Origin of the sequence: Kitasatospora sp. NPDC093550 (assembly GCF_044764985.1) — a bacterium.
GTDB lineage: Bacteria > Actinomycetota > Actinomycetes > Streptomycetales > Streptomycetaceae > Kitasatospora.
In genome coordinates this window covers 86,732-108,863 of sequence record NZ_JBIWJF010000005.1, presented here as the reverse complement: position 1 = coordinate 108,863, position 22,132 = coordinate 86,732, and the positions used below count along the sequence as shown (strand labels likewise).

Sequence of the window (22,132 nt, the reverse complement as noted above, 5' to 3'; positions counted from 1 at the left end):
GTTCGCACACGCCGCCCGCACGACCCGGGCCGCGGGGGGTGGGATCGGCGGGTGCTTTCGCACCCGTGTGCGGGCGGGGTTCCGGCAGGTCGGGCGGGGTGCGCCGCCGCCGGGGAGGCGGGTGGAGGAGCGCCGCACGGGCGCTGCTCGGCCAGGTGTTCGGGCCGCGCGGGTGCGCGGTGTTCCGGCGGTTCTCGACCGGGGCTCAGGAACCGGGCGAGCGCGGCCCGAGCGGACGGGGAGGGTGGCCAGGAGGTCCCGGTCGGGGCCCGGGAACTCGGGCCCAGCGGCCCCGGACCGGCGGGCCCAAGGGCCCTGGGGCGGGGAGCGGCGCTGTTCCGATCATGGATCGCCATCCATTCGCACCACGTTCCCGAGGAGATGGGTCCTTGACCGCCACCCAGGCCCAGGGCGACCCCACCGACCCCGCCCGACCGCCGACGGTCGCACCGCCGGCGGCCGTGCCGCCGCCGGCCGTACCGCCAACCGCCCCGCCGGCCACGGCGGTTCGGCCCGGGCGGCCCGGTTCGGCCCTGGTCCGGCTGCTGACCACCACCGACCACAAGACGATCGGCACCCTGTACCTGGTGTCCTCGTTCGCGTTCTTCCTGCTCGGCGGCGTCATCGCGCTGGTGATGCGCGCCGAGCTCGCCCGGCCGGGCACCCAGCTCCTCTCCAACGAGCAGTTCAACCAGGCCTTCACGATGCACGGCTCGATCATGCTGCTGCTGTTCGCGATGCCGCTGTTCACCGGCTTCGCGAACTGGATCATGCCGTTGCAGATCGGTGCGCCGGACGTCGCCTTCCCGCGCCTGAACATGCTGGCGTTCTGGCTGTTCCTGTTCGGCTCGCTGATCGCCGCCGCCGGCTTCGCGACCCCGCAGGGCGCCGCCGACTTCGGCTGGTTCCTCTACGCCCCGCTGTCCGACGCGATCCACTCGCCCGGTGTCGGCGCCGACATGTGGATCATGGGCGTGACGCTCTCCGGCTTCGGCAGCATCCTCGGCGCCGTCAACTTCATCACCACCATCATCTGCATGCGCGCGCCGGGCCTGACCATGTTCCGGATGTCCATCTTCTGCTGGAACGTGCTGCTCACGTCGGTGCTGGTGCTGCTGGTCTTCCCGGTGCTGGCCGCCGCGCTGCTGGCGCTGGAGTGCGACCGCAAGTTCGGCTCGCACGTCTTCGACCCGGCCAACGGCGGGGCGATGCTGTGGCAGCACCTGTTCTGGTTCTTCGGGCACCCCGAGGTGTACATCCTGGCGCTGCCGTTCTTCGGGATCGTCTCCGAGGTCATCCCGGTGTTCAGCCGCAAGCCGATGTTCGGCTACGCGGGCCTGATCGCCGCGACGGTGGCCATCGCCGGCCTGTCGGTGACGGTGTGGGCGCACCACATGTACGTCACGGGGCAGGTACTGCTGCCCTTCTTCTCCTTCATGACCTTCCTGATCGCGGTGCCGACGGGCGTGAAGTTCTTCAACTGGGTCGGCACCATGTGGAAGGGCTCGCTGAGCTTCGAGACTCCGATGCTCTGGACGGTCGGCTTCCTGGTCACCTTCCTGTTCGGCGGTCTGACCGGCGTGCTGCTCGCGGCCCCGCCGATCGACTTCCACGTCTCGGACTCGTACTTCGTCGTCGCCCACTTCCACTACACGCTGTTCGGCACCGTGGTGTACGCGATGTTCGCCGGATTCCACTTCTGGTGGCCGAAGATGACCGGCCGGAAGCTCGACGAACGGCTCGGCCGGATCACCTTCTGGACGCTCACCGTCGGCTTCCACACGACCTTCCTGGTGCAGCACTGGCTCGGCGCCGAGGGCATGCCCCGCCGCTACGCCGACTACCTGGCGTCGGACGGCTTCACCACCCTCAACACCGTCTCCACCATCGGCTCGTTCCTGCTGGGCCTGTCGATCCTGCCGTTCCTCTACAACGTCTGGAAGACCGCCAAGTACGGCGAGAAGGTCACCGAGGACGACCCCTGGGGCTGGGGGCGCTCGCTGGAGTGGGCCACCTCCTGCCCGCCGCCGCGGCACAACTTCGTCAAGCTGCCGCGGATCCGCTCCGAATCCCCGGCCTTCGACCTGCACCACCCGGACATCGCGGCCCGGGACGCGCTGGAGAACACCGGCAAGCCCGCCGCGCACCTGGCCGACGTCGAGCCGGCGAAGTACGACCGGCCGCTGAGCCGGGCGGACCGGGCGCGGGTGGCCGCCGGTCCGACGCGGCCCGAGTCTCCCGTCGGCGCTCCCGAGTCCTCGGCCGGCGCCCCTCCCTCCGGCGGCTGAGGCCGCCCCCGCACGCAAGTCCCCGCCCGCGTCCCCGCCCCCGGGCGGGCGGGGACGGCCCCGCACACCCCGTCCCTCGCCCCTTCCCCCGCCCCCGCACCTCGCCCGCTCCCCTCGCCCCTTCGTCGACCAGGAAGGCCGGGTCCGTGAACCACACCGTGCTCGCCATCGGCACCGCCGCCCTCACCGCCGGTGGCTGCGTCTGGTACCTGCCCGCCATCGCCGACCTCCAGGCCGGCGCCGACCGCCCCCGCTCCACCCGGACCGCCGCGGCGGCCTGCGTGCTGTGGTGGGCGGCGCTCGCGCTGGCCGGCGGACTGCTGCTCGTCGTCCCCGACTGGCGACCCGCCGCCCAGCTCGCGCTGGCCGGACTGGTCGGCGGCGGCGCGCTGCGGGCACGGGCGCTGCGGGAGCGCCGGAGGGAGGTGCGGGAGACGGCGGCGCGCTGGGCCGCGCTGGACGCCGGCCCCGCCCCGCGCAGCGCCCGGCCGCTCGCCGTCGCCCTCGCGGGCTGGCTGGTGGTCGGCGCCGCCGTCGCCTCGCTCGGCGCGGCCGCCGTCCTGCTGTCCGGCGCAGGCGGGATCGGCCCGCGGGTGGTGCCGGCCGCGGTGAGCGGGGCGGCGCTCGCCCTGGCGTTCCTGCTGATGGGGCTGGGGAACCTCCGGCGGCAGGGCCGCCGCTGAACCCGGCCGTCCGGGGCCGTACGGGGCCGTACGGCGAGGGTCCCGGCGGAATGGGGCCGTTCGACCCTGGGGCGCGGCCGCCCGGTGGGCGATGATGCGCTGGGCCCCGCCGGGAGTGCGCGGGGGTGACGAAGGTGGAACCGCGAGATGGCGACCAAGACGGAGGGTGCCGGGGCCCCGGCACCGGTCCGGGTGTTCCTGCTGGACGACCACGAGGTGGTGCGCCGCGGCGTGCACGACCTGCTGGACGGCGAGCCGGACCTGGAGGTGGTCGGCGAGGCGGCGACCGCCGAGCAGGCACTGGTCCGGGTACCGGCGCTGCGGCCCGACGTCGCCGTGCTGGACGTCCGCCTCGGCGACGGTGACGGCGTCTCGGTCTGCCGGGAACTGCGCTCGCGGATGCCCGGCCTGGCCTGTCTGATGCTCACCTCCTTCGACGACGAGGAGGCGCTGCTGGACGCCGTCATGGCGGGCGCCGCCGGGTACGTGCTCAAGCAGATCAGCGGCACCGACCTGGTCGCCGCCGTCCGCACCGTCGCCTCCGGCCGCTCGATGCTCGACCCCGGCGCGGCCACCCGCCTGCTCAACCGGCTGCGCAGCGACGCCGAACCCGCCCAGCCGGTCACCGCCGGCCCCGGGCTGACCGTGCGCGAGCAGGAGGTGCTCGCCCTGATCGGCGAGGGCCTGACCAACCGGCAGATCGGCGAGCGCCTCTACCTCGCCGAGAAGACCGTCAAGAACCACGTCTCCCGGCTGCTCGCCAAGCTCGGCGTGGAGCGGCGGGTGCAGGCGGCCCTGATCGCCAGCGAGCTGCGCCAGGCGTCCGCGGCTCCGTCCTCCCCGCTGCGCGGCGGCCGGGGCTGAGGGCCCGGGTACCTGCGGGGCGGTGCGTCAGCCGGGGGAGAGCAGCCAGGACCAGCGGCGCCGCTCCGTGACGAGGGTCGCGGCGGCCAGGGCGGTGACGGGTACGGCCGCCCAGGCGGGCCAGCCGAGCCAGGAGGAGGCCACGGCGGCGGCGAGTCGGAGCAGCACCAGGACGATCGTGGCCCACCCGGGCACGGCGACGATCACCCGGGTCTTGTCGCCCGGCGTGGCGAAGACGGTCGGGAGGCCGATCAGGACCAGCAGCGACAGCGCGGCGAGCAGCCAGGAGTGCCCGGCTAGGGCCCAGGGGTGGCCACCCAGGCGGCCAGTTCGGTCGCGAACCGCAGGGCGGAGCCGATGCGGTCGTCAGGTCGGCCTGAAGTCGCCCCTGCAGCGGGCGCGTTGATCACCCGCGGAGGATCTCACGGCGCGCGCCCGGCCGGCAGGCCCCGCGGCAGCGGACCGTCCCCTACGCTGGCCCGGACATCGCCGACGGAGGGACCGCGCCGCCATGTTCGACCCCGTGACCGCCGCCCTGTACGAGCGGGACGAGACCAGCCGGTCGCTGGGCATCGTGCTGGAGGAGGTGTCGGCGGGGCGCGCGGTGATGCGGATGACGCTGGCCGCGACGATGGTCAACGGGCACGGCACGGCGCACGGCGGCTTCCTCTTCCTGCTGGCGGACGCCGCGTTCTCGTACGCCTGCAACAGCCACGGCCCGGTGACGGTCGCCCAGGCCGCGCAGGTGGCCTTCCTGGCGCCGGCGGCCGTCGGGGACGAGCTGGTCGCCGAGGCGGTGGAGCGCTCGCGGTCCGGGCGCAGCGGGATCTACGACGTGACGGTGCGCCGGGTGGCGGACGGCACGGTGATCGCCGAGTTCCGCGGGCAGAGCGTGACCATCGGTGGCCGGCCGCGCGGCGACTGAGCGGCCGGCCCGCCCCGGTCAGTCCTTCGGGCGCTCGTCCAGGACCTGCTGGAGCTTGCCGGTGCGCGGGTTGGTGACCAGTTCCGAGCGCGGCACCCACTCCACGGTGAGGTGGCGGACGCTGCCCAGCGCGACCTCCGCGGGGTAGAGCGGGACGGCCCGGTACACGGCCTCGACCAGCCGGTCGGCGAGGTCGGCGGGCGGCGGCTGCCCGATGTGGCCGAGCCGCAGGATCAGGCCGTCCCGGCCGTCCAGGCGGCGCTGGACGAGCTGCATCCCGGCGATGTGCCGGTCCGGGTCGGCGGCCATGAGGACGCGACGGACGTCCTCGGTGGGCAGGGCGACGGTGCCGACCCGGGCGCCCTCGCCGGCGCGGCCGAGCAGGCGGAAGCGGCGGTGGTCGCCGTCCACCCACTCGGCGCGGTCGCCGGTCGGGTAGCGCAGGATCGGCATCAGGGTTCGGAACAGGTTGGTGACCACGACCCGGCCGGGCGTGCCCGGGGCGGTGATCGCCTCGCCGGTGACCTCGTCGAGCAGTTCCACCACCGTGCGGCCGGCGAAGGCCTCGTGGACCCGGACGTCGTCCCCGGGGACGGGTGCGCCCACCAGTCCGGCGTCGTTGGAGGCGTAGCCGACCGAGGCGACGGCCGCCTTCGGGAAGGCCCGGGAGAGCAGCGGGCGCAGGTCGGCGAAGAGCAGGTCCCCGCCGAACAGCAGCAGTTCGACGCCCTCGGCGCTCTCCCCGCGCGCGACCAGGCACTCGGCGACGGCGCTGAGCTTCATCGGCTCACCGGCCAGGACGTGCACGCCGAAGCCCGCGATCAGATCGGCGACGTACGGGTCGGGGGCGGCGCCGCCGACGCCGAGCCGGACGTTGTCCACCGGCGCGTGGTGCAGGGCGTTCTCGATGTAGAGGAAGCCGCCGTAGAGTTCGCCGGCGGTGAAGAGGTTGGCCACCCGGTGCCCGGGCCGCAGGCCGGCCCGGACGAGTCCGGCGCCGAAGGCGGTCACCGAGTCGGCGTGCTCGGTGCGGGTCCACGGCGAGAACTTGGGGACGCCGGTGGTGCCGCCGGTCTTGTAGACGCCGGCGTCGGTGAGCGGGCCGGTCAGCACCCGGTTGTCCGGCCAGGTGTTGGCGGCCCAGAACGCGGCCTGGTCGATCACCGGGAGCAGGTCGAGCCGGTCGACGGCCGGGGGCAGGTCGCGGTAGAGCTCGGCGTAGAACGGCGAGTTGGCGCGGGCGAACCGGATCAGCTCGGCGAGGGGCTTCGCGGGCATGGGGGCTCCGTGGGGTCAGGAGAGGGGATGACCGGTGGCCGGCTGTCCGAGCCAGGTCCGGGCGAGGTTCTGGACGGCGGAGCCGTCGGGGTCGGCGAGTTTGGCGGCCAGGTGGTCGGCGGCCCAGGCGTTGGTGGGCACCCGGAACGGCGGCCGCGGCGCGCGCAGGGTCCGGACCACGACCTCGGCGACCTCCCCGGCCGGCTGCCCGGCCGACTCCCAGCCCTGGCCGCCGACCCAGTCGAGGTAGCCGGCGAAGGTCGGCGCGTACGGGCCGGAGGCGGCCTGGATGGTGGTGCGGTCGATGTCGGGGAAGACGCCGAACGCGGTGTCCGGGACGAAGCCCGGCACCACCACCGAGACCCGGACGCCGTGCGCCGCGGCGACCGGGGCGAGCGCCTCCATGAACCCCTCGACGGCGAACTTGGCCGCGCAGTACGCCTCGTTGAACGGCTGGCCGACCACCCCGTGCACACTGCCGACGGTGACCAGCCGGCCGCCCGCGGCGCGCAGCAGCGGCAGCGCGGCCCGGCTGACGGCGGCGACGCCGAAGAAGTTGACCTCCAGGTTGGCGCGCAGCGCCGCGTCGGTGGACATCTCCAGGGTCGGGTCGCAGTTGGAGACGCCCGCGTTGTTGACGAGGGCGTCCAGCCGCCCGTACGTCCGCTGCACGGCCTCCAGGCAGGCGGTGACCGAGCCGTGGTCGGTGACGTCCAGCCGGCGGACGTCCACGGCGACGCCGGCGGCCCCGGCGGCGGCGCGCAGGGCTCCGGCGCGGGCGGGCTCGCGCATCGTGGCGACGGTGGTGTAGCCGGCCCGGGCCGCGGCGACGGCGGTGGCCAGGCCGATGCCGGAGGAGGTGCCGGTGATCAGCAGGACGCGGCCGGTCGGGTCCGGAAGCGGATCGTCGGTCATGCGGTGCCCTCCGCGACCGGGGCGGGGGCGGCATCCGTGCGTTCGGCCGCGGCCCGGTCGCGCGCGGCGGCGTCCAGCAGCGGTTGGAGGCCGAGCGCGGGGAGGAAGGAGCAGGCGGCCAGCAGGGTGCCGCCGGCCATCACCACCCGGGCGGCGTCCAGGATCCCGAGGGGCCCGCCGAGCAGCGCGACGGCCAGCCCGCCGACCAGGGCGGCGAGCGGGATCACGCCCCAGGTGACGGTCCGGAAGGCGGCGTGCATCACGCCCTGGTCGCGCGCGGACATCCGGGACTGGCGGGTGGGCGCGCTGCACACGTTGATGCAGGACATGAAGAAGCCGTAGCAGCCCATGGTCACCGCGATCACCGGCCCGGAGGGCAGGGCGGGCGCGGCGAGCACGCCGAGGCCGACCAGGCAGTGCAGCAGCAGCGACCAGGCCATCGTCCGGCCGAGGCCGAACCGTCCGCTGAGCCGGGGCGCGACGACGGCCCCGGCCAGCGCGCCGAGCGCCGCGACGGACATGGCCGCGCCGAAGACGCCGACCCGCACGTCCAGGCCGCGGTAGGCGAGGACGGGCAGCACGGTGACGAAGACCGGCCCGCCGCAGTTGAGCGTGACGGCCGCCAGCACCACCCGGCGCAGCACCGGGTCGGCCCAGTTGAGCCGGAAGCCCCGGGCCAGCCGCTCCCGGATCGAGCCCTCCTCGACCGTCCGCTCGCCCCAGGGGCGCATGGCGCGGAAGCAGGCCGCCGAGACCAGGTAGCTGGCCGCGTCGACCAGCAGCGCGGCCACGCCCAGCGCGCTGTAGAGGGCGGCGGCGACGGAGGGGCCGGCGACCTCGGAGACCGAGCCGCTGCCCTCCAGCCGGGCGTAGGCGCGGACCATGCCGTCCTCGGGCACCACGGCGGGGACGGCGACCAGGTAGCCGACGTTGAAGAAGATCGTCGCTCCGCTGACGACGGCCACGCAGCCGAACAGCAGCGGGGTGGAGAGGGCGTCCAGCGCGTACGCGAGCGGGACCGCCGCGACCGCGACCAGCCGGATCAGGTCGCAGACGAGCATCGTGCGGCGCTTGTCCCACCGGTCGACCAGCACCCCGGCGATCGGCCCGAGCAGCGGGATGCCGAGGTACTGGGCCATCGCCACCACGCCGACCTGGAGCGCGGAGGCGTGCAGCACGAAGATCATCAGGGTCGGGACGACGAAGACGGTGACCTTGTCGCCGGCCAGGCTGACGGTCTGTCCGGCCCAGAAGAGGGAGAAGCTCCGGCCGAGCGGGGTGCCCCCGGTCCCCGACGGCTCGGCGGCCGCCGTCATGACTCCTCCCGGACGACCAGCGCCGCCGTCTTGCCGGTGCGGCCGTTGCCGACCAGCTCCTCCACCGGGCGCACCCGGAAGGACTCCGGGTCGTGCTGGAAGGCGGTGCCGAGGGTGATGGTGGCCGTCAGCAGCTCCGTGCGCACCCGCTCGGCGTCCGGGGTCGCGTCCGGTCCGGCGGGGAGCAGCAGGACCTCCAGGGCGCTCGCCCGGCCGCCCTGTTCGGTGAGCACCACCTGCGCCCGGGCCACCCCCGGTTCGCGCTCCGCCCGGGCGATCAGCTCGTCCACGTCCAGCCCGAGGCCGCGCACCTGGACGACGCTGTCGCGCCGGCCCAGGACGCGCATCGCCGGCTCCGGGCGGCCGCACGGGCAGGCGGTCAACTCGCCCGCGTCGCCGGTGCGGTAGCGCAGCACCGGGTTGAGCATCTCCGGGTCCAGGGTGGTGAAGTCCAGCAGGCCGTCGGGGTCGGTGTGCACCAGCTGGTGCGGCAGCGGGTGGAAGACCTCGGCCGGGCAGTCCGGGGTGTTGGTGCCGACCACCCAGGTCTCGGTGCTGCCGAACATCCCCCAGCGCCGCGCCCGCGGGGCGACGACGGCGAGGTCCTCGTCGAGCTGCGGCTGCCAGGCCTCGCCGAGCCACAACACCTTGCGCAGCGTGGGCAGTCGCACCCCGGCGGCCCGGGCGTGCGCGAACCAGAGCCGCAGCACGCTGGGGGTGCCGCCGATGGCCGTCACCCCGCGGGCGCCGAGGAAGGCCAGCCAGTCGCCGTACTCCTCCCTGGCCACCGAGCCGAGCGCGATGATCCGGCAGCCGGAGAGGTCGGCGAGCGCGGCGGCGAGGAAGTGCGCGCCCCACATCCGCCCGGCGCCCCAGGCGTTGACGAAGACGTCGGTGCGGTCGAGCGGCTGCCAGTGGGCGTGCACACCGGCCATGTAGAAGCCGGTGGGGGCGTAGCCGACCTTGGGGGCGCCGGTGCTGCCGCCGCTCTGGAACAGCCAGGTGGCCGACTGCCCGGCGGTCGGCTCCAGGTGGGCGAGGGCGGTGTTGAGGTCGTCCTTGGCCAGTGGCGGGAGTTCGGCGAGCCGGTCCAGGCTGGTCGCGTCGAGGTGCCCGGGGTAGCGGGCGGCCAGCCCGGGGACGCTCCGCAGCCGCTCCAGGGTGCGTCCGGCCACGTGCAGCCGGGGCGCGGCGGCCTCGGGGGAGAGGGAGAAGGCGGTCATCGGTCGTCCGTCCGGTGGTGGGGGGCGCGGGAGGGCGCGGCGGCGAGGTCGAGGGTGAGCGGGCGGGCGCCGTCGGCGAGCCACCTGGCGTGGCCGTCCCGGTAGGCGGCGAAGCGGGCGCGGGTGACGTCCCGTTGGAGGGTGCGGTGCGGGTCGGTGAAGTCCGGGGCGATCACGCCGTCCGGCTCCAGTTCGGAGAACCAGTACCGCTCGCCGTCGTACAGGAAGTCGACGCAGAAGAACGGGATCGGCAGCCGCTCGGCGAACCAGGCGGTGGCGGCGGCGAGTTCGGGCGGCACCGGGGGGAACTCCATGGCGCCGCCGCGGCTGGCGTTGGCGACCGGGGAGCCGGCTTCGGGGGTGCGCTTCATCACCGCGTACGGCCGGCCGTCTACCACGTACACCCGGTAGTCGATGGTGCCGTCTCCCAGGTACGGCTGGATCACCAGCGTGGTGTCGCCGCCCTGGGCGAGGCTGGCCAGCCCCCGGACGTCCTCGGGGCCGCGGGCCAGGTTGATCCCGCCGCCGCCGCACCAGCCGGCGGGCTTGACGATCGCCGGGTAGGTCATGCCGCCGAGCGCGACCTCGTAGACGTGCTTGCTGATGTCGCGGCCCGTCCCGATCCGGACGGTCGGGACGGTCGGCACCGGGGAGCCCGCCAGGAACAGCAGGGTGGCCAGCTTGTCGTTGCCGATCAGCGACACCTGGGGTGGGAACGGCAGGTAGAAGCCCGCCTGTTCGAGTACCGCGTAGAGCGCGTACTGGTTGAAGACGTCCATCGACTGGTACGGCAGCGAGTAGAGCGCGGTGATGAACAGGGTGTCCTCGGGGGTGACGGGCTCGTCGTCCACGTACACCCGCGGGCGGCCGGGGCCGGTGGCGTCCACGGTCACCGCGTCCGGGGCGTGCCGGCTCCAGCGCAGGCCGAGGTCGGCGGCGCTCTCGGCGTAGAGGTCCCAGAAGAAGCCGTGCCACATCTCGGCCATCCGGGAGGACTCCCGGTCGGGGAAGATCCAGCACATCCGGCGCAGTTCGCCGGGCGGGGCGGGGGTGCTCATCGGGCTCCTCGTGCGGTTCGGGGTGCTCGTACGGCTGCCGGTGCCGCGGGTGCTGCCGTGGTCCGGGGCGCGGCCGCGGACTCGGCCCACCAGCGGCGGCCGGCCTCCGGAAGGGTGTCCACCGGGTCGTAGAAGGGGTGGCGGCGGTCGAGGGCGCCCTGCGGGCCGCCGTCGGTCTCCAGGCTGGTGCGGTAGTTCTTGGTCCAGTACGAGACACCGCGCTCGCGGTCGTACTCCACCGCCTGGTGCACCCAGCGCTTGCCGACGTGCGGGACGTCGCAGACCAGGCGCGGGGTGGCGTACCCGGGCAGGTAGCCCATGATCGCCTCCTGCAGGTGCTGCGCCCGGTGCAGCGGGGTGCGCCAGTGCTCCGCGCCCGGGACGAGGTCGCAGAGGTAGAAGTAGTACGGCAGGATGTTCGCCTCGCCCTGGAGGGCGAAGCAGAGGTCCAGCAGCGCCTCCGGGGTGTCGTTGACGCCGCGCATCAGCACGCCCTGGTTGCGCACGTCCCGGACGCCCGCGTCCAGCAGGGCCCGGGCCGCCTCGGCGACCAGCGGGGTGACCGAGCGGACGTGGTTGGCGTGGGTGTGCACCGCCAGGTTGACGGCGCGGCGGGCGGCGGTCCCGGCGACCTTCGCCACGCCCGCCAGGACCTCCGGTTGCAGCCAGTGCTGCGGCAGGCCGACCACGGCCTTGCTGGCGAGCCGGATGTCGCGCACCGTGCCGAGGTCCAACAGCCGCAGCAGGAAGGACTCCAGGCGCGGCCAGGGCACGTTGGCGAGGTCGCCGCCGGAGACCACGACGTCGCGCACCGAGGGGGTGCGCTTGAGGTAGTCCAGCATCTGCTCCTGCCGGTCGGCCGGGCGCAGCAGCAGCCGGGTCTTGGCCACCTGCGGGGTGGAGGTGCCGACCAGGTCCATCCGGGTGCACTGGCCGCAGTACTGCGGGCAGGTGGCGGTGAGCTCGGCCAGCACCTTGGTGGGGTAGCGGTGGGTGAGGCCCTCGACCGCCCACATGTCCGCCTCGTGCAGCGAGTCCCGTTCGGCCAGCGGGTGGCTGGGCCAGCGGGGGTGGCGGTCGGCGCGCACCGGCAGCATGTAGCGGCGCACCGGGTCGGCCAGGAACGCCTCGGTGAAGGCCTCCGGGCGGCCCGGCGCGCCGGGTGCCATGGTGTTCAGCACCTGCGGCGGCAGCAGCATCGGCATGGTGGCGAACTCGGCCTGGTCGGCGGCGAGTTCCTCGTAGAAGCGGTCGGTGAGCAGGTCACCGGCGACCGCCCGCAGCTGGCGGGCGGTCTTGACGGAGTGGGCGCGCTGCCACTGGGCGTCGCGCCACTGCGCCGCGGTGACCTGCCGCCAGCCGGGCAGCCGGCGCCAGTCGGGTTCGACCAGCGCCGTCCGCGCGTACTGGTACGGCTGGCGGATCACGGGGTGGTCCATCGTGCTCGACCGCGCCCTACCGGCCGGTGAGGAGGGTGGCGTAGCGGGTGCGCAGCTCGCGCTTGAGCACCTTGCCGGTCGGGCCGAGCGGGAAGTCCTCCGGGGTCCGGGCGATCCGGACGGCGGCGAGGGCGGCCAGGCCGGCCCCGGCCAGCGCCTTGTTGGCGGCGGCTTGCACCTCGTCGGCCCCCGCCTCGGCCGCCTCCGCCTGCAACTGCACCACGGCGATCGGCTGTTGGCCCCGGCCGGAGCCGGCGGGGACGCCGACCACCGAGCAGTCGCGGACCAGCTCCGCGCAGTCGGCCAGCAGCACCTCCTCGATCGGCAGGCTGTAGACCGGGCCGTCGACGGTGTCGATGACGTCCACCGTGCGGTCGAGGTGGTGGAAGCGGCCGTCGGCGTCCCGGCGGGCGACGTCGCCGGTGAGCCAGTAGCCGGCCAGCTCGAAGCTCGCGGTCAGCCGTTCGTCGTTCCAGTAGCCGGGCGTCAGGGAGGGCGCGTCGACGGCGAGCAACCCGACGGTTCCGTCCGGGAGTTCGGTGCCGTCGTGGTCCAGCACGGCGGCCTTGCGGACCACCTCCAGCGGCTTGCCCACGCAGCGGTCGTCCCGGGCGCTCTCCGGCGTGGTGACCTGGCCGAACAGTGCCATGCCCATCTCCGAGGAGCCCAGCCCGTCGATGAACTGCGAACCGGGCAGGGCGGGTTGCCCGGCCTTCTGCTGGGGCAGCAGCCAGGGGCGGATCAGCCCGGCGGGCCGCTCCCCGAGGGTGACCAGCCGGCGGATGTGCCCGTGGTGGGCGCTGTCACCGGTGTTGAACCAGGAGTGCACCCGGGCCGCGCCGCGCACCGGTAGCTCGCCGGTGGCCAACTCGACGAAGGTGCGAGGGAAGGAGGCGACCATGGTCGGCTGGAAGGCCTCCATCACCGGCTCCACCACGGCGCGCCGCCAGTCGGACATCACCACGGTCGGCAGGCCGAGCAGCACGGCGGTGAGGAAGTAGCTGAGGCCGCCGGCGTGGGTGTGCGGCATCAGCGACATCAGGCGGTCGTACGGCTCGGCGGGGAAGCGCACCATCCGGGGCTGCTTGCCGTCCCAGAACCGGCGGTGCGCCAGCATGGTGGACTTGGGGGTGCCGGTGGTGCCGGAGGAGTGGATCAGCGCCACCACGTCCTCGGCGGCGTGCCGGTACGGGTAGGCGGCGGGCAGCCGCGCGGCGGCGGCGTCGAAGGCCCGTACCTCCGCGGCCAGGGCGAGGAAGCGCGGGCGGCGCTGCGGGTCCTCGCGGTAGGCGGCGGCCAGCCGGGTGGTGTCGTCGGCGACCACGCCGACCACCCCGACGTGGTCCAGGTAGCGGACCATCACGTCGTGCCGCATCGCGTCGTTGACCAGCGCGGGGACGGCGCCGAGCGCGCTGAGCGCGAGGAAGTGCAGCAGCGGCTCCAGGCCTTCGCCGATCACGACGGCGACCGGCTCGCCCGGGCGCACCCCGTTGGCGTGGTACCACGCGGCGTAGCGGTCGCGCAGGGCGACCAGGTCGAGCAGGCTGTGGCCGCGCAGCGCGACCTCGCCGCGGTGGTCGGTGCGGTGGGTGAAGACGAACGGGACGGAGCGGTGGGGGTTGGCCGCGACCGCGTGGTCGAGGAAGTTGCCCGCCCCGAGGTCGGGTTCGGTCATCAGCCGCTCTCTGGCGGCGAGGGGCGTGAGGGAACTCTGGTCGCTCATGGCGGTCTCCGGACGTGGGGTGCCGTGCGCGGGCTCTCGTGCAGCCGGCGCCTGGGGGAAGGGGGGTGGGAGTGCGGGGGGAGAGGGGAGTTATCGGTCGAGGACCTCGGCGACCACCCGGTGACCGGAGCGGATCGCGCCCTCCATCAGCCCGAAGAAGGCGGTACTGGTCTCGGTGCCGGCCCAGTGCACCCGTCGGTGCGGCGTGGTGAGCGTCGGGCCCAGCCGCAGCCAGTCGCCGGGGCCCAGGAGCGCGGCGTAACAGCCTCGGCTGAACGGGTCGTTGAGCCAGTCCGTGACGTGGAAGCCGGTCGGCTCGGGCAGCATCGGGAACAGCCGGGCGGCCTGGGCGAAGGCCTCGGCGCGCTGCCGCCGCGGAGTGAGCGCGGCGAAGCGGTGCGCCTCGGCACCGGTGACGAACCCGGTCAGGACGCCGATCCCGCCCTCGGGGGAGTCGTCCACGGTGGAGAGCAGCGGCCCCCGGGCGTTGACGGACCAGCCGGAGAGGCCGTGCTCGCGCCAGAGCGGCGCCGGGTAGACCAGGTGGACCTTGACCGCGCAGCCCCGCGCGGTGCGCTCGCCGGCCCGGGGCGCGGGCAGGGCGGGCCGGTGCTCGATCGCGTCGGCGAGCAGCGGGGGCAGCGCCAGGACCGCGACGTCCGCCCGGTGGCTGCCCCGGTCGGTGTGCACGGTCACCCCGCGATCGTCCTGGTGGACGGCCCGGACCGGCTCACCCAGCCGTACCCGGCCGCCCAGCCGCTCGGCGAGCCGCTCGCACACCTGGTGGGCGCCGCCGTCGATCCGGTCCTGCTGGGCGCCGCCGGCGAAGGCGTTGAGGTAGCGCAGCCCGCCGCCGGAGCGCAGGTAGAAGGCGAGGTGCAGGACGGAGACGTCGGCCGGATCGGCGGCGCACATCTCGCCCAGGAAGAGCGGGAAGAAGCGCCTGGCGTCCGGGTGGGTGAGGTGCCGCTCGGCCCACTCGGCGGCGGTGGTGGTGTCGAGCCGCTCGGCGTCCGGGGTCAGCCAGGGGGCCTCCGGCCTTACGCCGGCGGTGAGTTCGGCCAGTCGGTCGAAGAGGTCGCCGAGGGCGACGGCGTTGAGCGGCGGGAACCGGCCGTCCCGGGTGGCGGCCTCGCCGTCGGCGGCGCCGGGGCCGGTGCTGGGGTCGGGGCCGGGCCCTGGGTCGGTGCCGGTGCCGGGGCTTTCGGTTTCGGGGTCGGCGCCCGTTTCGCCGTCGAGGGCGAAACGGCTGGCGCCGAGCATCGTGGTGGGGGTGGTCTTGAGGCCCAACTCGGCGGCCGTCGAGAGGAGTTCGGTGTGCCGGTCGCCGAGGTAGGCGGCGCCGGCGTCGACCCAGGCGCCGGGGGCGGCCTCGATGCCGTGGGTGCGTCCGCCGACCCGTTCCCGGGCCTCCAGGACGGTCACCTCGATCCCGCGGGCGGCCAGTCCGGTCGCGGCGGTGAGGCCGGCCAGGCCGGCGCCGACCACGACCGCGGTGCGGGTGGGGTGCCCGGGCCGGTGGCCCCCGGGTCTGTGCTCCTCGGGTCTGTGCTCCTCGCTCATGCGGCGGCCGTGATGCGTTGCGCGAGCCGGCCGGGGGTGGGCGCGAGCAGGAAGTCGTCGAAGGTCAGCTCGACGCCGTGGGTGCGGGCGACGGTGCTCAGCACCCGGGTGGCGACCAGCGAGTCCCCGCCGAGATCGAAGAAGTCGGAGTCGACGGTGACGTCATCGCGTTCCAGGACGCGCCGGAAGACGGCCACCAGCGCGTCCGGGGTGGCGGGGACGGCGGGGGCGGTGGGCCCGCCGCTCCGGTCGGTGTCGCCCCCGTCGGTGCCGCTCCCGGGAGTGCCGCTCAGGGGGGTGCTGCTCAGGTCAGTGCTGCTCAGGGGAGTGCTGCTCAGGTCAGTGCTCAAGGGAGGTCTCCTTCGACCCGTCGGGGGGAGCCGCGTAGCGCAGGTGGCAGCCGGCCCGGTCGATCTTTCCGCTCGGGGTGTGCACCAGCCGGGGCACCAGGGTGATCCGGCCCGGTACGAGGTGGCCGGGCACCCGGGCCCGCAGGTGGTGCAGCAGGTCGCGGTCCAACGCCCGGCCCGCGTCGTGCGGGCGCGCCACCACGTACGCGACCAGGGTGGTGCGGCCGGCCGTGGTGGTGCCGGTGACGGCGGCCGCGGTGACGTCGGGGTGCGCGGTGAGGTGCGCCTCGACCTCGGCCGGGTCGACCCGGATGCCGCGGACCTTCAACTCGCCGTCCAGGCGCCCCCGGTGGGTGAGAAGCCCGTCCGGATCGCGGCCCATCCGGTCGCCGGTGCGGAAGAACCGCTGGTCGTCCAGGGTGGTGAACCGCGCCGCGGTGGCCTCGGGCAGGCCGAGGTAGCCGAGCGCGACGCCCGGTCCGCCGATCAGCAACTCGCCCTGCTCGTCGAGGTGTTCGACGACGTGCGGCAGGGCGCGCCCGATCGGCGCGGGGGTGGTGCCGTTCCAGGCCCGCCCGGGTGCCAGCGGGCCGGCGAGGTCCACGGCGTGGGTGATCTGGGTGGTCTCGGTGCAGCCGTAGGTGTTCAGCAGTCGGATGCCCGCGGTCGGCAGCCGGGCCCAGTCGGCCAGCCGGGCCGGCCCGGCGGCCTCCCCGCCGATCACCACCAGGCGCAGGCAGGAGGGCAGTCGGTCGCCCGAGTCGACCAGGTGGTGGACCAGTTCGTGCCAGAAGGCGGTCGGCAGGTCCAGCACGGTGATCCGCTCGCGCTCGACCATCCGCAGGAACCGGGGGAAGGAGCCGCTGTGCGCGTCCCGGTCCAGGACGAGGGTCGCGGCCCGGGTGAGGGTCGGGAGGATCTCCTCGAAGCAGGTGTCCCAGTTGGGCGAGGCGAACTGGAGCACCCGGTCCTCGGGGGTGAGGCCGAACAGCTCGCCCAGCGCGTGGGCCGTGGCCGCGACGGCCCGGCGGGGCGTCACGACGGGTTTCGGCTGCCCGGTCGAACCCGACGTGAAGAGAATGTAGGCCGGATGTTCCGGGCCGGTCCCGGCGGGCTTCGCCGGGTGCCTTCCCGGGGGGTCCCCGGTGAATTCCGTTGGTTCCGGTAACTCCACTAATGCGGTGTCGAGTCGGAGGATGTCGCCGGATCGTCCGGACACCGCGGTACGGCACCGTGCGGCCGCCGCCATGGCGTGTCGGCGGGCCGTCGGGAATGCCGGATCGACGGGGCAATAGGTGCCCCCGGCGGTCAGCACGCCGAGGAGTGCGACCACCGTTTCCGGTGCGTGGAGGGCCGGCACGGCGACCGTGCCGGGATCCGGGCCCAGCCGGGTGGCCAGGGCGTTCGCCGACTCCAGGAGCCGGCCGTAACTCAGGGCGAGTCCGTTGTGGACGATCGCCGGACGACGGGGATTTCGACGTGCGATATCGCTGAACACGTCGAGCAGGTCGGGGGCGACCTGGAGGGAACCGTGACTATTTGACATGCCCGCCCCAAATGGCGCTGAGAAGTGCTCATCCGTGCTCGGCGAACGGCGACTCTACCTTCGAACATGCGTGGCGACAATGGATGTTGAGGCTGTTGTTCCACGAAGCCGTGACGGAACTGTGAACCGCCCTCAGGGGTTCGGTCGTTCGGATGAAGACGGTGCGCGGCCGGCGGTCTGACGACTCGTCGGATTCCGGTGCCCCCGCGCCGGGGCGGGGCGGAGGGCGGCCGGCTCGCCTCCGCCCGCCGTCGGCGCGGCCGCCGCCGTCCGGCGGCCGTCAGAGCCAGTTCCGTTCCCGGGCGGCGAGCGCGGCGCGGAAGCGGTTCGGTGTTCCCAGGCGGCGCAGGAGTGCGGCGACGTGCCCCCGGTAGGTCCGCAGGGACATGCCGAGTTCGCGCGCGCCCGCCTCGTCCTTGTCGACCCGCGCCATGGTGTGCAGGACGCGGACTTCGGTCTCGCTCGGCAGGTCGTCCGCGAGGTCGCAGGCCCGTGACCAGCGGGATTCGAAGAGGGCCAGCAGGTGTGACAGCAGTCCTGGCTGCCGGACGACCAGTGCGCCGCTCGTGATGTCCGTGGTGTCGGTCGCCACCAGGGCGGTGCGCCGGTCGAAGATCACGACGCGCTCCAAGGGGCCGGCGGTTCGCCGCACCCGGGCTCCCCGGTCCGACAGCTCCGCGGCGAAGCGTTCGACCTCCGGGGCGCGCAGTGCCCCGGCGTGCACGATGGTCCTCATCCGCAGGCCCCGCCGCAGGCACTTCAGGTCGGAGCTCCTGACCGCGTCGAGGGCTGCGGCGAGGATCGGCCCCGGGTGGGCGGTCAGCCGCTCCTCGCGGGCGAGGAAGGACAACTCCTCCACGCAGGCGACGACTTGATCCACGCCCTCGACATACCGCAGTTCGGTGACCGGGGCCTGCGCCCCCGTCCGCCGGTCGGCGGCCAGGCTGTCCACCAGGTGGCGCGACGAGGCGACCCGCCGGATCTCGCCCTGAAGCCCGCGGATCCGCGTCCGGGTCAACCGGTCGACCACGGACGCCGGATCCGCGCCGTGGTACGTCCGCTGGTCGTCCGTGGTCACCGCTCCGAGCTCCCGGAGCCTCTCGACCGCGGCTGCGGCGTCGTCCCGGTCGAGTCCGCACCCGAGGGCGATCCCGGTGAGTGCGATGCCCGGCGACCGCAGGGTCATCCGGTAGACCGCCTCCTCGGAGGCGCCCACCCCGAGGATCGCGAGCGTATTGCCTTCCACCGTGTCCATCCTGACTTCCTGCCGACGTCCGAGGAGGCGGGCGACCGGAGCCTGTCGGATCGGGCCACCCGCCGACGGAGATCGTCCAACGGGCACCGGAATCCCCCCAGGGGCCAAAGTCCGTGCCCGACGGGACTTGGTGCCCGGGACGGGCCGGGAGGATCCGTGGGGCGTCCGGGATCCGATCAGCGCGGACAACCGTCGAGTCCGGCACGGAAACGGCCTCTCGCGCCGCGCGATTGACGGTGCGTCGGCGATCGGCTCGGCGCGCGTACGGTCGGCTCGACCCGGCAGTGGCCCCATAGGGCCGACCTATGGGGCCATAGAACGACCGCGTCCCGGCGCACGTCGCCGGGACCGGTGGCCGGCCGTGCAGCAAGTTGCAGCCTGATCGCAGGAAGTACGCGACATTTCCGGCCGCGAACCGCTCGTGCCGCCGATAGCTTTTCTCGGGCCCGGCGTGCCGAATCCGAGGCGGTCGCCCCGCGACGGCCCGGAGTGCGGGCCGGATCGACCGGGTCCGAAGTTTTCTGTGCCGCAGGGGAGAAGAGAAGAAGTGACACGTGTGCAAACAGTCCGATCCGCCATCGCGATGCTCGCGGGCGGAATCCTGGTCGGCGGAACGCCGATGACGGCGGTCGCGGCGGAGGGCGGCGGCCACGACGGCCGGATCGTGATCACGGAGGGCTGGATCGTCGAGAGCGACTACATCGCCCATGTCCTGGAGCCCGAGGGCAAGGACGACGGGCTGCCCGGTGGCCTGATCAAGGTGGCGACCCGTGACGGCGGAACCCTCTTCGCGTACTGCCTGGACCTCCGCACCCCCGTGAAGGGCGGTGCCACCTACCGGGAGGACGACTGGTCCGAGGTGCCCACCCTGCAGGGCAACCCGGTCGCGGGGAAGATCAACTGGATCCTGCAGCACTCCTATCCGACGGTCTCCGAGACCGCGCTCGGCGAACTGACCGGTGGCAAGCTCACCAAGGGCGCGGCGGCCGGCGGGACCCAGGCCGCCATCTGGCGCCTCACCAACCACGTCAGGGCGGTCCCCTGGGACCCGGCCGCGGCCACGCTCGCCGACTACCTGGTGACGCACGCCGAGGAGGCCGAGGCGCCCGCCCGCCCACTGACCCTCGCACCCGACGCGGTGACCGGGACCAGCGGTTCGGTCCTCGGGCCGATCGGACTCACCACGACCGGCGACCAGGCCGAGGTCTCCCTCGACCCCGCGGCCGTCGCGGCCGGTGCCGCGCTGACCGACCGGGACGGCACCGTCCTGTCCGACGGCGGCGGCAAGCTGACCCGACCGGCGAAGAACGGCGAATCGTTGTTCCTGAAGACCCCGGCCGGCGCGCGACCGGGCAGCGCCACCGTGTCCGCGACGGCCTCCGTGCCCGTACGGGCGGGGCAGGCGCTCGTGAGCCCGGACAGTCAGGCGCTGGCCCTCGTGAGGGGCGACCGGATCCCCGTGACCGCGGCCGCGAAGGCGAGTTGGGTCACCGGTGCGTCGCCGTCGCCCACCGCGACCCCGAGCGATCGGCCGAGCCCGTCCCCGACCCACTCGGCGGCCCCGACCACCCAGCCGACGACACCGGCCCCGACCGCCACCGCCGACCCGACCACCCCGGGCCCCGCGGACACGCCGACGGCGGGCGGGACCACGAGTGCGGCCCCGGGCGTGACGGCGGCGCCGTCCTCCGGCGTGACGCCTCCGGGCGGTGCCGGTGGGTCGGCACTCGCCTCCACCGGTGCCGGCAGCGCCCTCGGTCCGCTCGCCGTCGCCGGTGCCGGGCTGATCGTGACCGGTGGCGCCCTGGCCCTGCTCCGTCGGCGGGACCGTCGCCGCACCGGGGCCTGACCGGGGGCCGGCCCCCGCGACCGGGGGCGGAGCGCGCGACACTCGCCGCGGTCGGGTCCGCGGTGCGGGCCGGTCCCCCTGGAGGCCCAGGGGGCCTCACGACCCGATCGGGGCCTCCCAGGCCAGCCGGGTGCCGCCGCCCTCGGCGGGGTCGACGGCGAAGGTCCCGCCGACCCGTTCGGCCCGCTCGGCGAGGTTGCGCAGCCCGCTGCGCCGTCCTCCGCCGGGCACGCCCACGCCGTCGTCGGTCACGGTCAGGGTCACCCGTCCGGCGAGGGCGCGCAGCGTCACCTCGACCCGGGAGGCACGGGCGTGCCGGGCGGCGTTGCTGAGCGCCTCGGCGAGGACGGCCACCACGTGCTCCGCCAGCTCCTGCGGCACATCGGTGTCCAGCAGGCCCTCCATGCTGAGCCGGGGCGCGAAGCCGAGCGGGCCCTGTGCCTCGGTGACCGCCCGGGTGGCCCGGGCGCGCAGGCCGCGGTCGGGTTCGCTGTGGGCGCGCAGGCCGAAGATGGTCGAGCGGATGATCTTGATGGTCTCGTCCAGGTCCGCCACCGCCCGGGCCACCCGGTCCGCGGCGGCCGGACTCTCGATCAGCCGGCCCGCGCTCTGCAGCGTCATCCCGGTCGCGAACAGCCGCTGGATCGCCAGGTCGTGCAGGTCCCGGGCGATCCGGTCGCGGTCCTCCAGGAGGTTCAACTGCTCGGCGTCGCGCCGCCGTTCGGCCAGCTCCAGGGCGAGTGCGGCCTGGTCGGCGAAGCCCAGCAGCGGACCGGTCTCCTCCGGTCCGAAGGCCGGCTGCCCCTGCGCCCGGGCCAGCAGCAGCACGCCCCGCCCGTACCCGGGCCCGGTGCCCAGCGGTACGGCCACCGCCGGGCCCAGCCCGTCGAAGCGGCCCGCCGGGCCGGCCGGGTAGCGGGCGTCACCGGCCAGGTCGTCGCTGGTGACCGGCGAACCGGAGGCGTACGCGGCACCGGACAACGTGCCGTCCACCGGCACCGTCACCCCCAGCCGGGCGGACGGCCTGCCGCCCAACGCGACCTCGACCGCCAGCTCCTCGGCCCGCTCCTCCGGCCCGGCCAACGCCACCGACACGTCCGCCAGCTCGGCGCCGGAGATCTCCCGGGCCCGCCGGGCGACCAGCTCGACCACCTCCAGGCGCGGCGCGCCCGACAGCAGGCTGCGGGTGATCTCGGTGCTCGCCCGCAGCCAGCGCTGGCGCAGCTGCGCCTCCTCGTACAGCCGGGCGTTGTCGATCGCCACCCCGGCCGCGACCGCCAGGGTGGCGATCACCGCCTCGTCGTCCTCGTCGAAGTCCAGCCCGCCGCGCTTGTCCGTCAGGTAGAGATTGCCGAACACCTCGCCGTGCACCCGCACCGGCACCCCCAGGAAGGTGTGCATCGGCGGGTGGTTCGGCGGGAACCCGGCCGAGGCCGGGTGGTCCGACAGCACCGGGCAGCGCAGCGGCCGCGGCTCGCGGATCAGCTCGCCGAGGATGCCCCGGCCGGCCGGGGGCGGGCCGATCGCCGCCATCTCCTCGTCGGTCAGCCCCACCGTCAGGAACTGCGACAGGGAGTGCCCGTCCGGCCCGATCACCCCCAGCGCGCCGTAACGGGCGTCCACCAGGTCCACGGCGGCCTCGACGATCCGGTGCAGCGCCTGCGCCAGGTCCAGCTCGCGGCCGACCGCGAGCACCGCCTCCAGCAGGCTGTGCACCCGGTTCTGCGTCCCGCGCGCCGCGTCGATCCGCCACTGGAGCTCCTCCAGCAGTTCGTCCAGGCGCAGCCGGGGCATCCGCGCGCCGCCACCCGCCGCGCCGCCGTCCGCTCCGCCCACCGCTGTCCTCCTCGTCGTCCT

18 protein-coding genes are annotated in these 22,132 nt (G+C 74.7%); 5 read left to right on the top strand and 13 right to left on the bottom strand.

The genetic code is table 11. The features are described from left to right. Positions 1-389: 389 nt before the first annotated feature. The 3 genes from ctaD (at position 390) to ACIRD3_RS09570 (ending at position 3,835) form a co-directional block, all read left to right on the top strand. Positions 390-2,288, top strand: coding sequence for a cytochrome c oxidase subunit I (gene ctaD, locus ACIRD3_RS09580; protein WP_402213645.1), 1,899 nt, complete (start codon positions 390-392; stop codon positions 2,286-2,288). A gap of 146 nt (positions 2,289-2,434) precedes the next feature. Further along, positions 2,435-2,971, top strand: coding sequence for a hypothetical protein (locus ACIRD3_RS09575; RefSeq protein ID WP_402213643.1), 537 nt, complete (start codon positions 2,435-2,437; stop codon positions 2,969-2,971). 147 nt (positions 2,972-3,118) lie between these two features. Next, positions 3,119-3,835 (top strand): response regulator, encoded by a 717-nt coding sequence (locus ACIRD3_RS09570; protein WP_402213641.1) that lies wholly within the window; start codon positions 3,119-3,121, stop codon positions 3,833-3,835. A 27-nt stretch (positions 3,836-3,862) separates the two neighbouring features. Here the strand turns inward: ACIRD3_RS09570 and ACIRD3_RS09565 are convergent, their stop codons facing one another. Further along, complete coding sequence (locus ACIRD3_RS09565) at positions 3,863-4,042, bottom strand: hypothetical protein (RefSeq protein WP_402213639.1); 180 nt, start codon at positions 4,040-4,042, stop codon at positions 3,863-3,865. A gap of 304 nt (positions 4,043-4,346) precedes the next feature. Here ACIRD3_RS09565 and paaI point away from each other — a divergent pair, with 304 nt between their 5' ends. Further along, entirely contained in the window at positions 4,347-4,760 is a 414-nt protein-coding gene (paaI, locus tag ACIRD3_RS09560; protein ID WP_402213637.1) for a hydroxyphenylacetyl-CoA thioesterase PaaI, read from the top strand. A gap of 18 nt (positions 4,761-4,778) precedes the next feature. On the opposite strand, the gene ACIRD3_RS09555 is transcribed toward paaI, so the two are convergent. From ACIRD3_RS09555 to ACIRD3_RS09505, 11 genes are all read right to left on the bottom strand, one after another. After that, the gene (locus ACIRD3_RS09555) at positions 4,779-6,038 is read right to left on the bottom strand and encodes a phenylacetate--CoA ligase family protein (RefSeq protein ID WP_402213636.1); all 1,260 of its coding nucleotides are present in this window, start codon (positions 6,036-6,038) and stop codon (positions 4,779-4,781) included. A gap of 15 nt (positions 6,039-6,053) precedes the next feature. Further along, complete coding sequence (locus ACIRD3_RS09550) at positions 6,054-6,953, bottom strand: SDR family NAD(P)-dependent oxidoreductase (RefSeq protein ID WP_402213634.1); 900 nt, start codon at positions 6,951-6,953, stop codon at positions 6,054-6,056. Beyond that, a complete protein-coding gene (locus ACIRD3_RS09545; protein ID WP_402213632.1) occupies positions 6,950-8,269 on the bottom strand; it encodes an MFS transporter in 1,320 nt (439 codons plus the stop codon). The genes ACIRD3_RS09550 and ACIRD3_RS09545 overlap by 4 nt, the downstream gene beginning before the upstream one ends. After that, complete coding sequence (locus tag ACIRD3_RS09540) at positions 8,266-9,492, bottom strand: AMP-binding protein (RefSeq protein WP_402213630.1); 1,227 nt, start codon at positions 9,490-9,492, stop codon at positions 8,266-8,268. Before ACIRD3_RS09540 ends, ACIRD3_RS09545 begins: the two co-directional genes overlap by 4 nt. Continuing rightward, entirely contained in the window at positions 9,489-10,550 is a 1,062-nt protein-coding gene (locus ACIRD3_RS09535; RefSeq protein ID WP_402213628.1) for a RimK family alpha-L-glutamate ligase, read from the bottom strand. The genes ACIRD3_RS09540 and ACIRD3_RS09535 overlap by 4 nt, the downstream gene beginning before the upstream one ends. Continuing rightward, positions 10,547-11,989, bottom strand: a complete 1,443-nt coding sequence (locus ACIRD3_RS09530; RefSeq protein ID WP_402213626.1) for a KamA family radical SAM protein — start codon at positions 11,987-11,989, stop codon at positions 10,547-10,549. Before ACIRD3_RS09530 ends, ACIRD3_RS09535 begins: the two co-directional genes overlap by 4 nt. 16 nt (positions 11,990-12,005) lie before the next feature. Further along, the gene (locus tag ACIRD3_RS09525) at positions 12,006-13,712 is read right to left on the bottom strand and encodes a class I adenylate-forming enzyme family protein (RefSeq protein ID WP_402213624.1); all 1,707 of its coding nucleotides are present in this window, start codon (positions 13,710-13,712) and stop codon (positions 12,006-12,008) included. Between the two features lie 90 nt (positions 13,713-13,802). Beyond that, positions 13,803-15,275, bottom strand: coding sequence for a flavin monoamine oxidase family protein (locus ACIRD3_RS09520; RefSeq protein WP_402213622.1), 1,473 nt, complete (start codon positions 15,273-15,275; stop codon positions 13,803-13,805). After that, positions 15,272-15,625: an acyl carrier protein gene (locus ACIRD3_RS09515; protein ID WP_402213620.1), complete on the bottom strand. Its 354-nt coding sequence runs from the start codon at positions 15,623-15,625 to the stop codon at positions 15,272-15,274. Before ACIRD3_RS09515 ends, ACIRD3_RS09520 begins: the two co-directional genes overlap by 4 nt. Continuing rightward, positions 15,615-17,171, bottom strand: a complete 1,557-nt coding sequence (locus ACIRD3_RS09510; RefSeq protein WP_402213618.1) for an AMP-binding protein — start codon at positions 17,169-17,171, stop codon at positions 15,615-15,617. Before ACIRD3_RS09510 ends, ACIRD3_RS09515 begins: the two co-directional genes overlap by 11 nt. 280 nt (positions 17,172-17,451) lie before the next feature. Next, the gene (locus ACIRD3_RS09505; protein ID WP_402213616.1) at positions 17,452-18,426 is read right to left on the bottom strand and encodes a helix-turn-helix transcriptional regulator; all 975 of its coding nucleotides are present in this window, start codon (positions 18,424-18,426) and stop codon (positions 17,452-17,454) included. A gap of 556 nt (positions 18,427-18,982) precedes the next feature. On the opposite strand from ACIRD3_RS09505, the gene ACIRD3_RS09500 reads away from it, so the two are divergent. Next, the gene (locus tag ACIRD3_RS09500; RefSeq protein ID WP_402213614.1) at positions 18,983-20,275 is read left to right on the top strand and encodes a Cys-Gln thioester bond-forming surface protein; all 1,293 of its coding nucleotides are present in this window, start codon (positions 18,983-18,985) and stop codon (positions 20,273-20,275) included. A gap of 96 nt (positions 20,276-20,371) precedes the next feature. Here the strand turns inward: ACIRD3_RS09500 and ACIRD3_RS09495 are convergent, their stop codons facing one another. Next, the gene (locus ACIRD3_RS09495) at positions 20,372-22,069 is read right to left on the bottom strand and encodes a GAF domain-containing protein (protein WP_402214030.1); all 1,698 of its coding nucleotides are present in this window, start codon (positions 22,067-22,069) and stop codon (positions 20,372-20,374) included. Between the last annotated feature and the right edge of the window lie 63 nt (positions 22,070-22,132).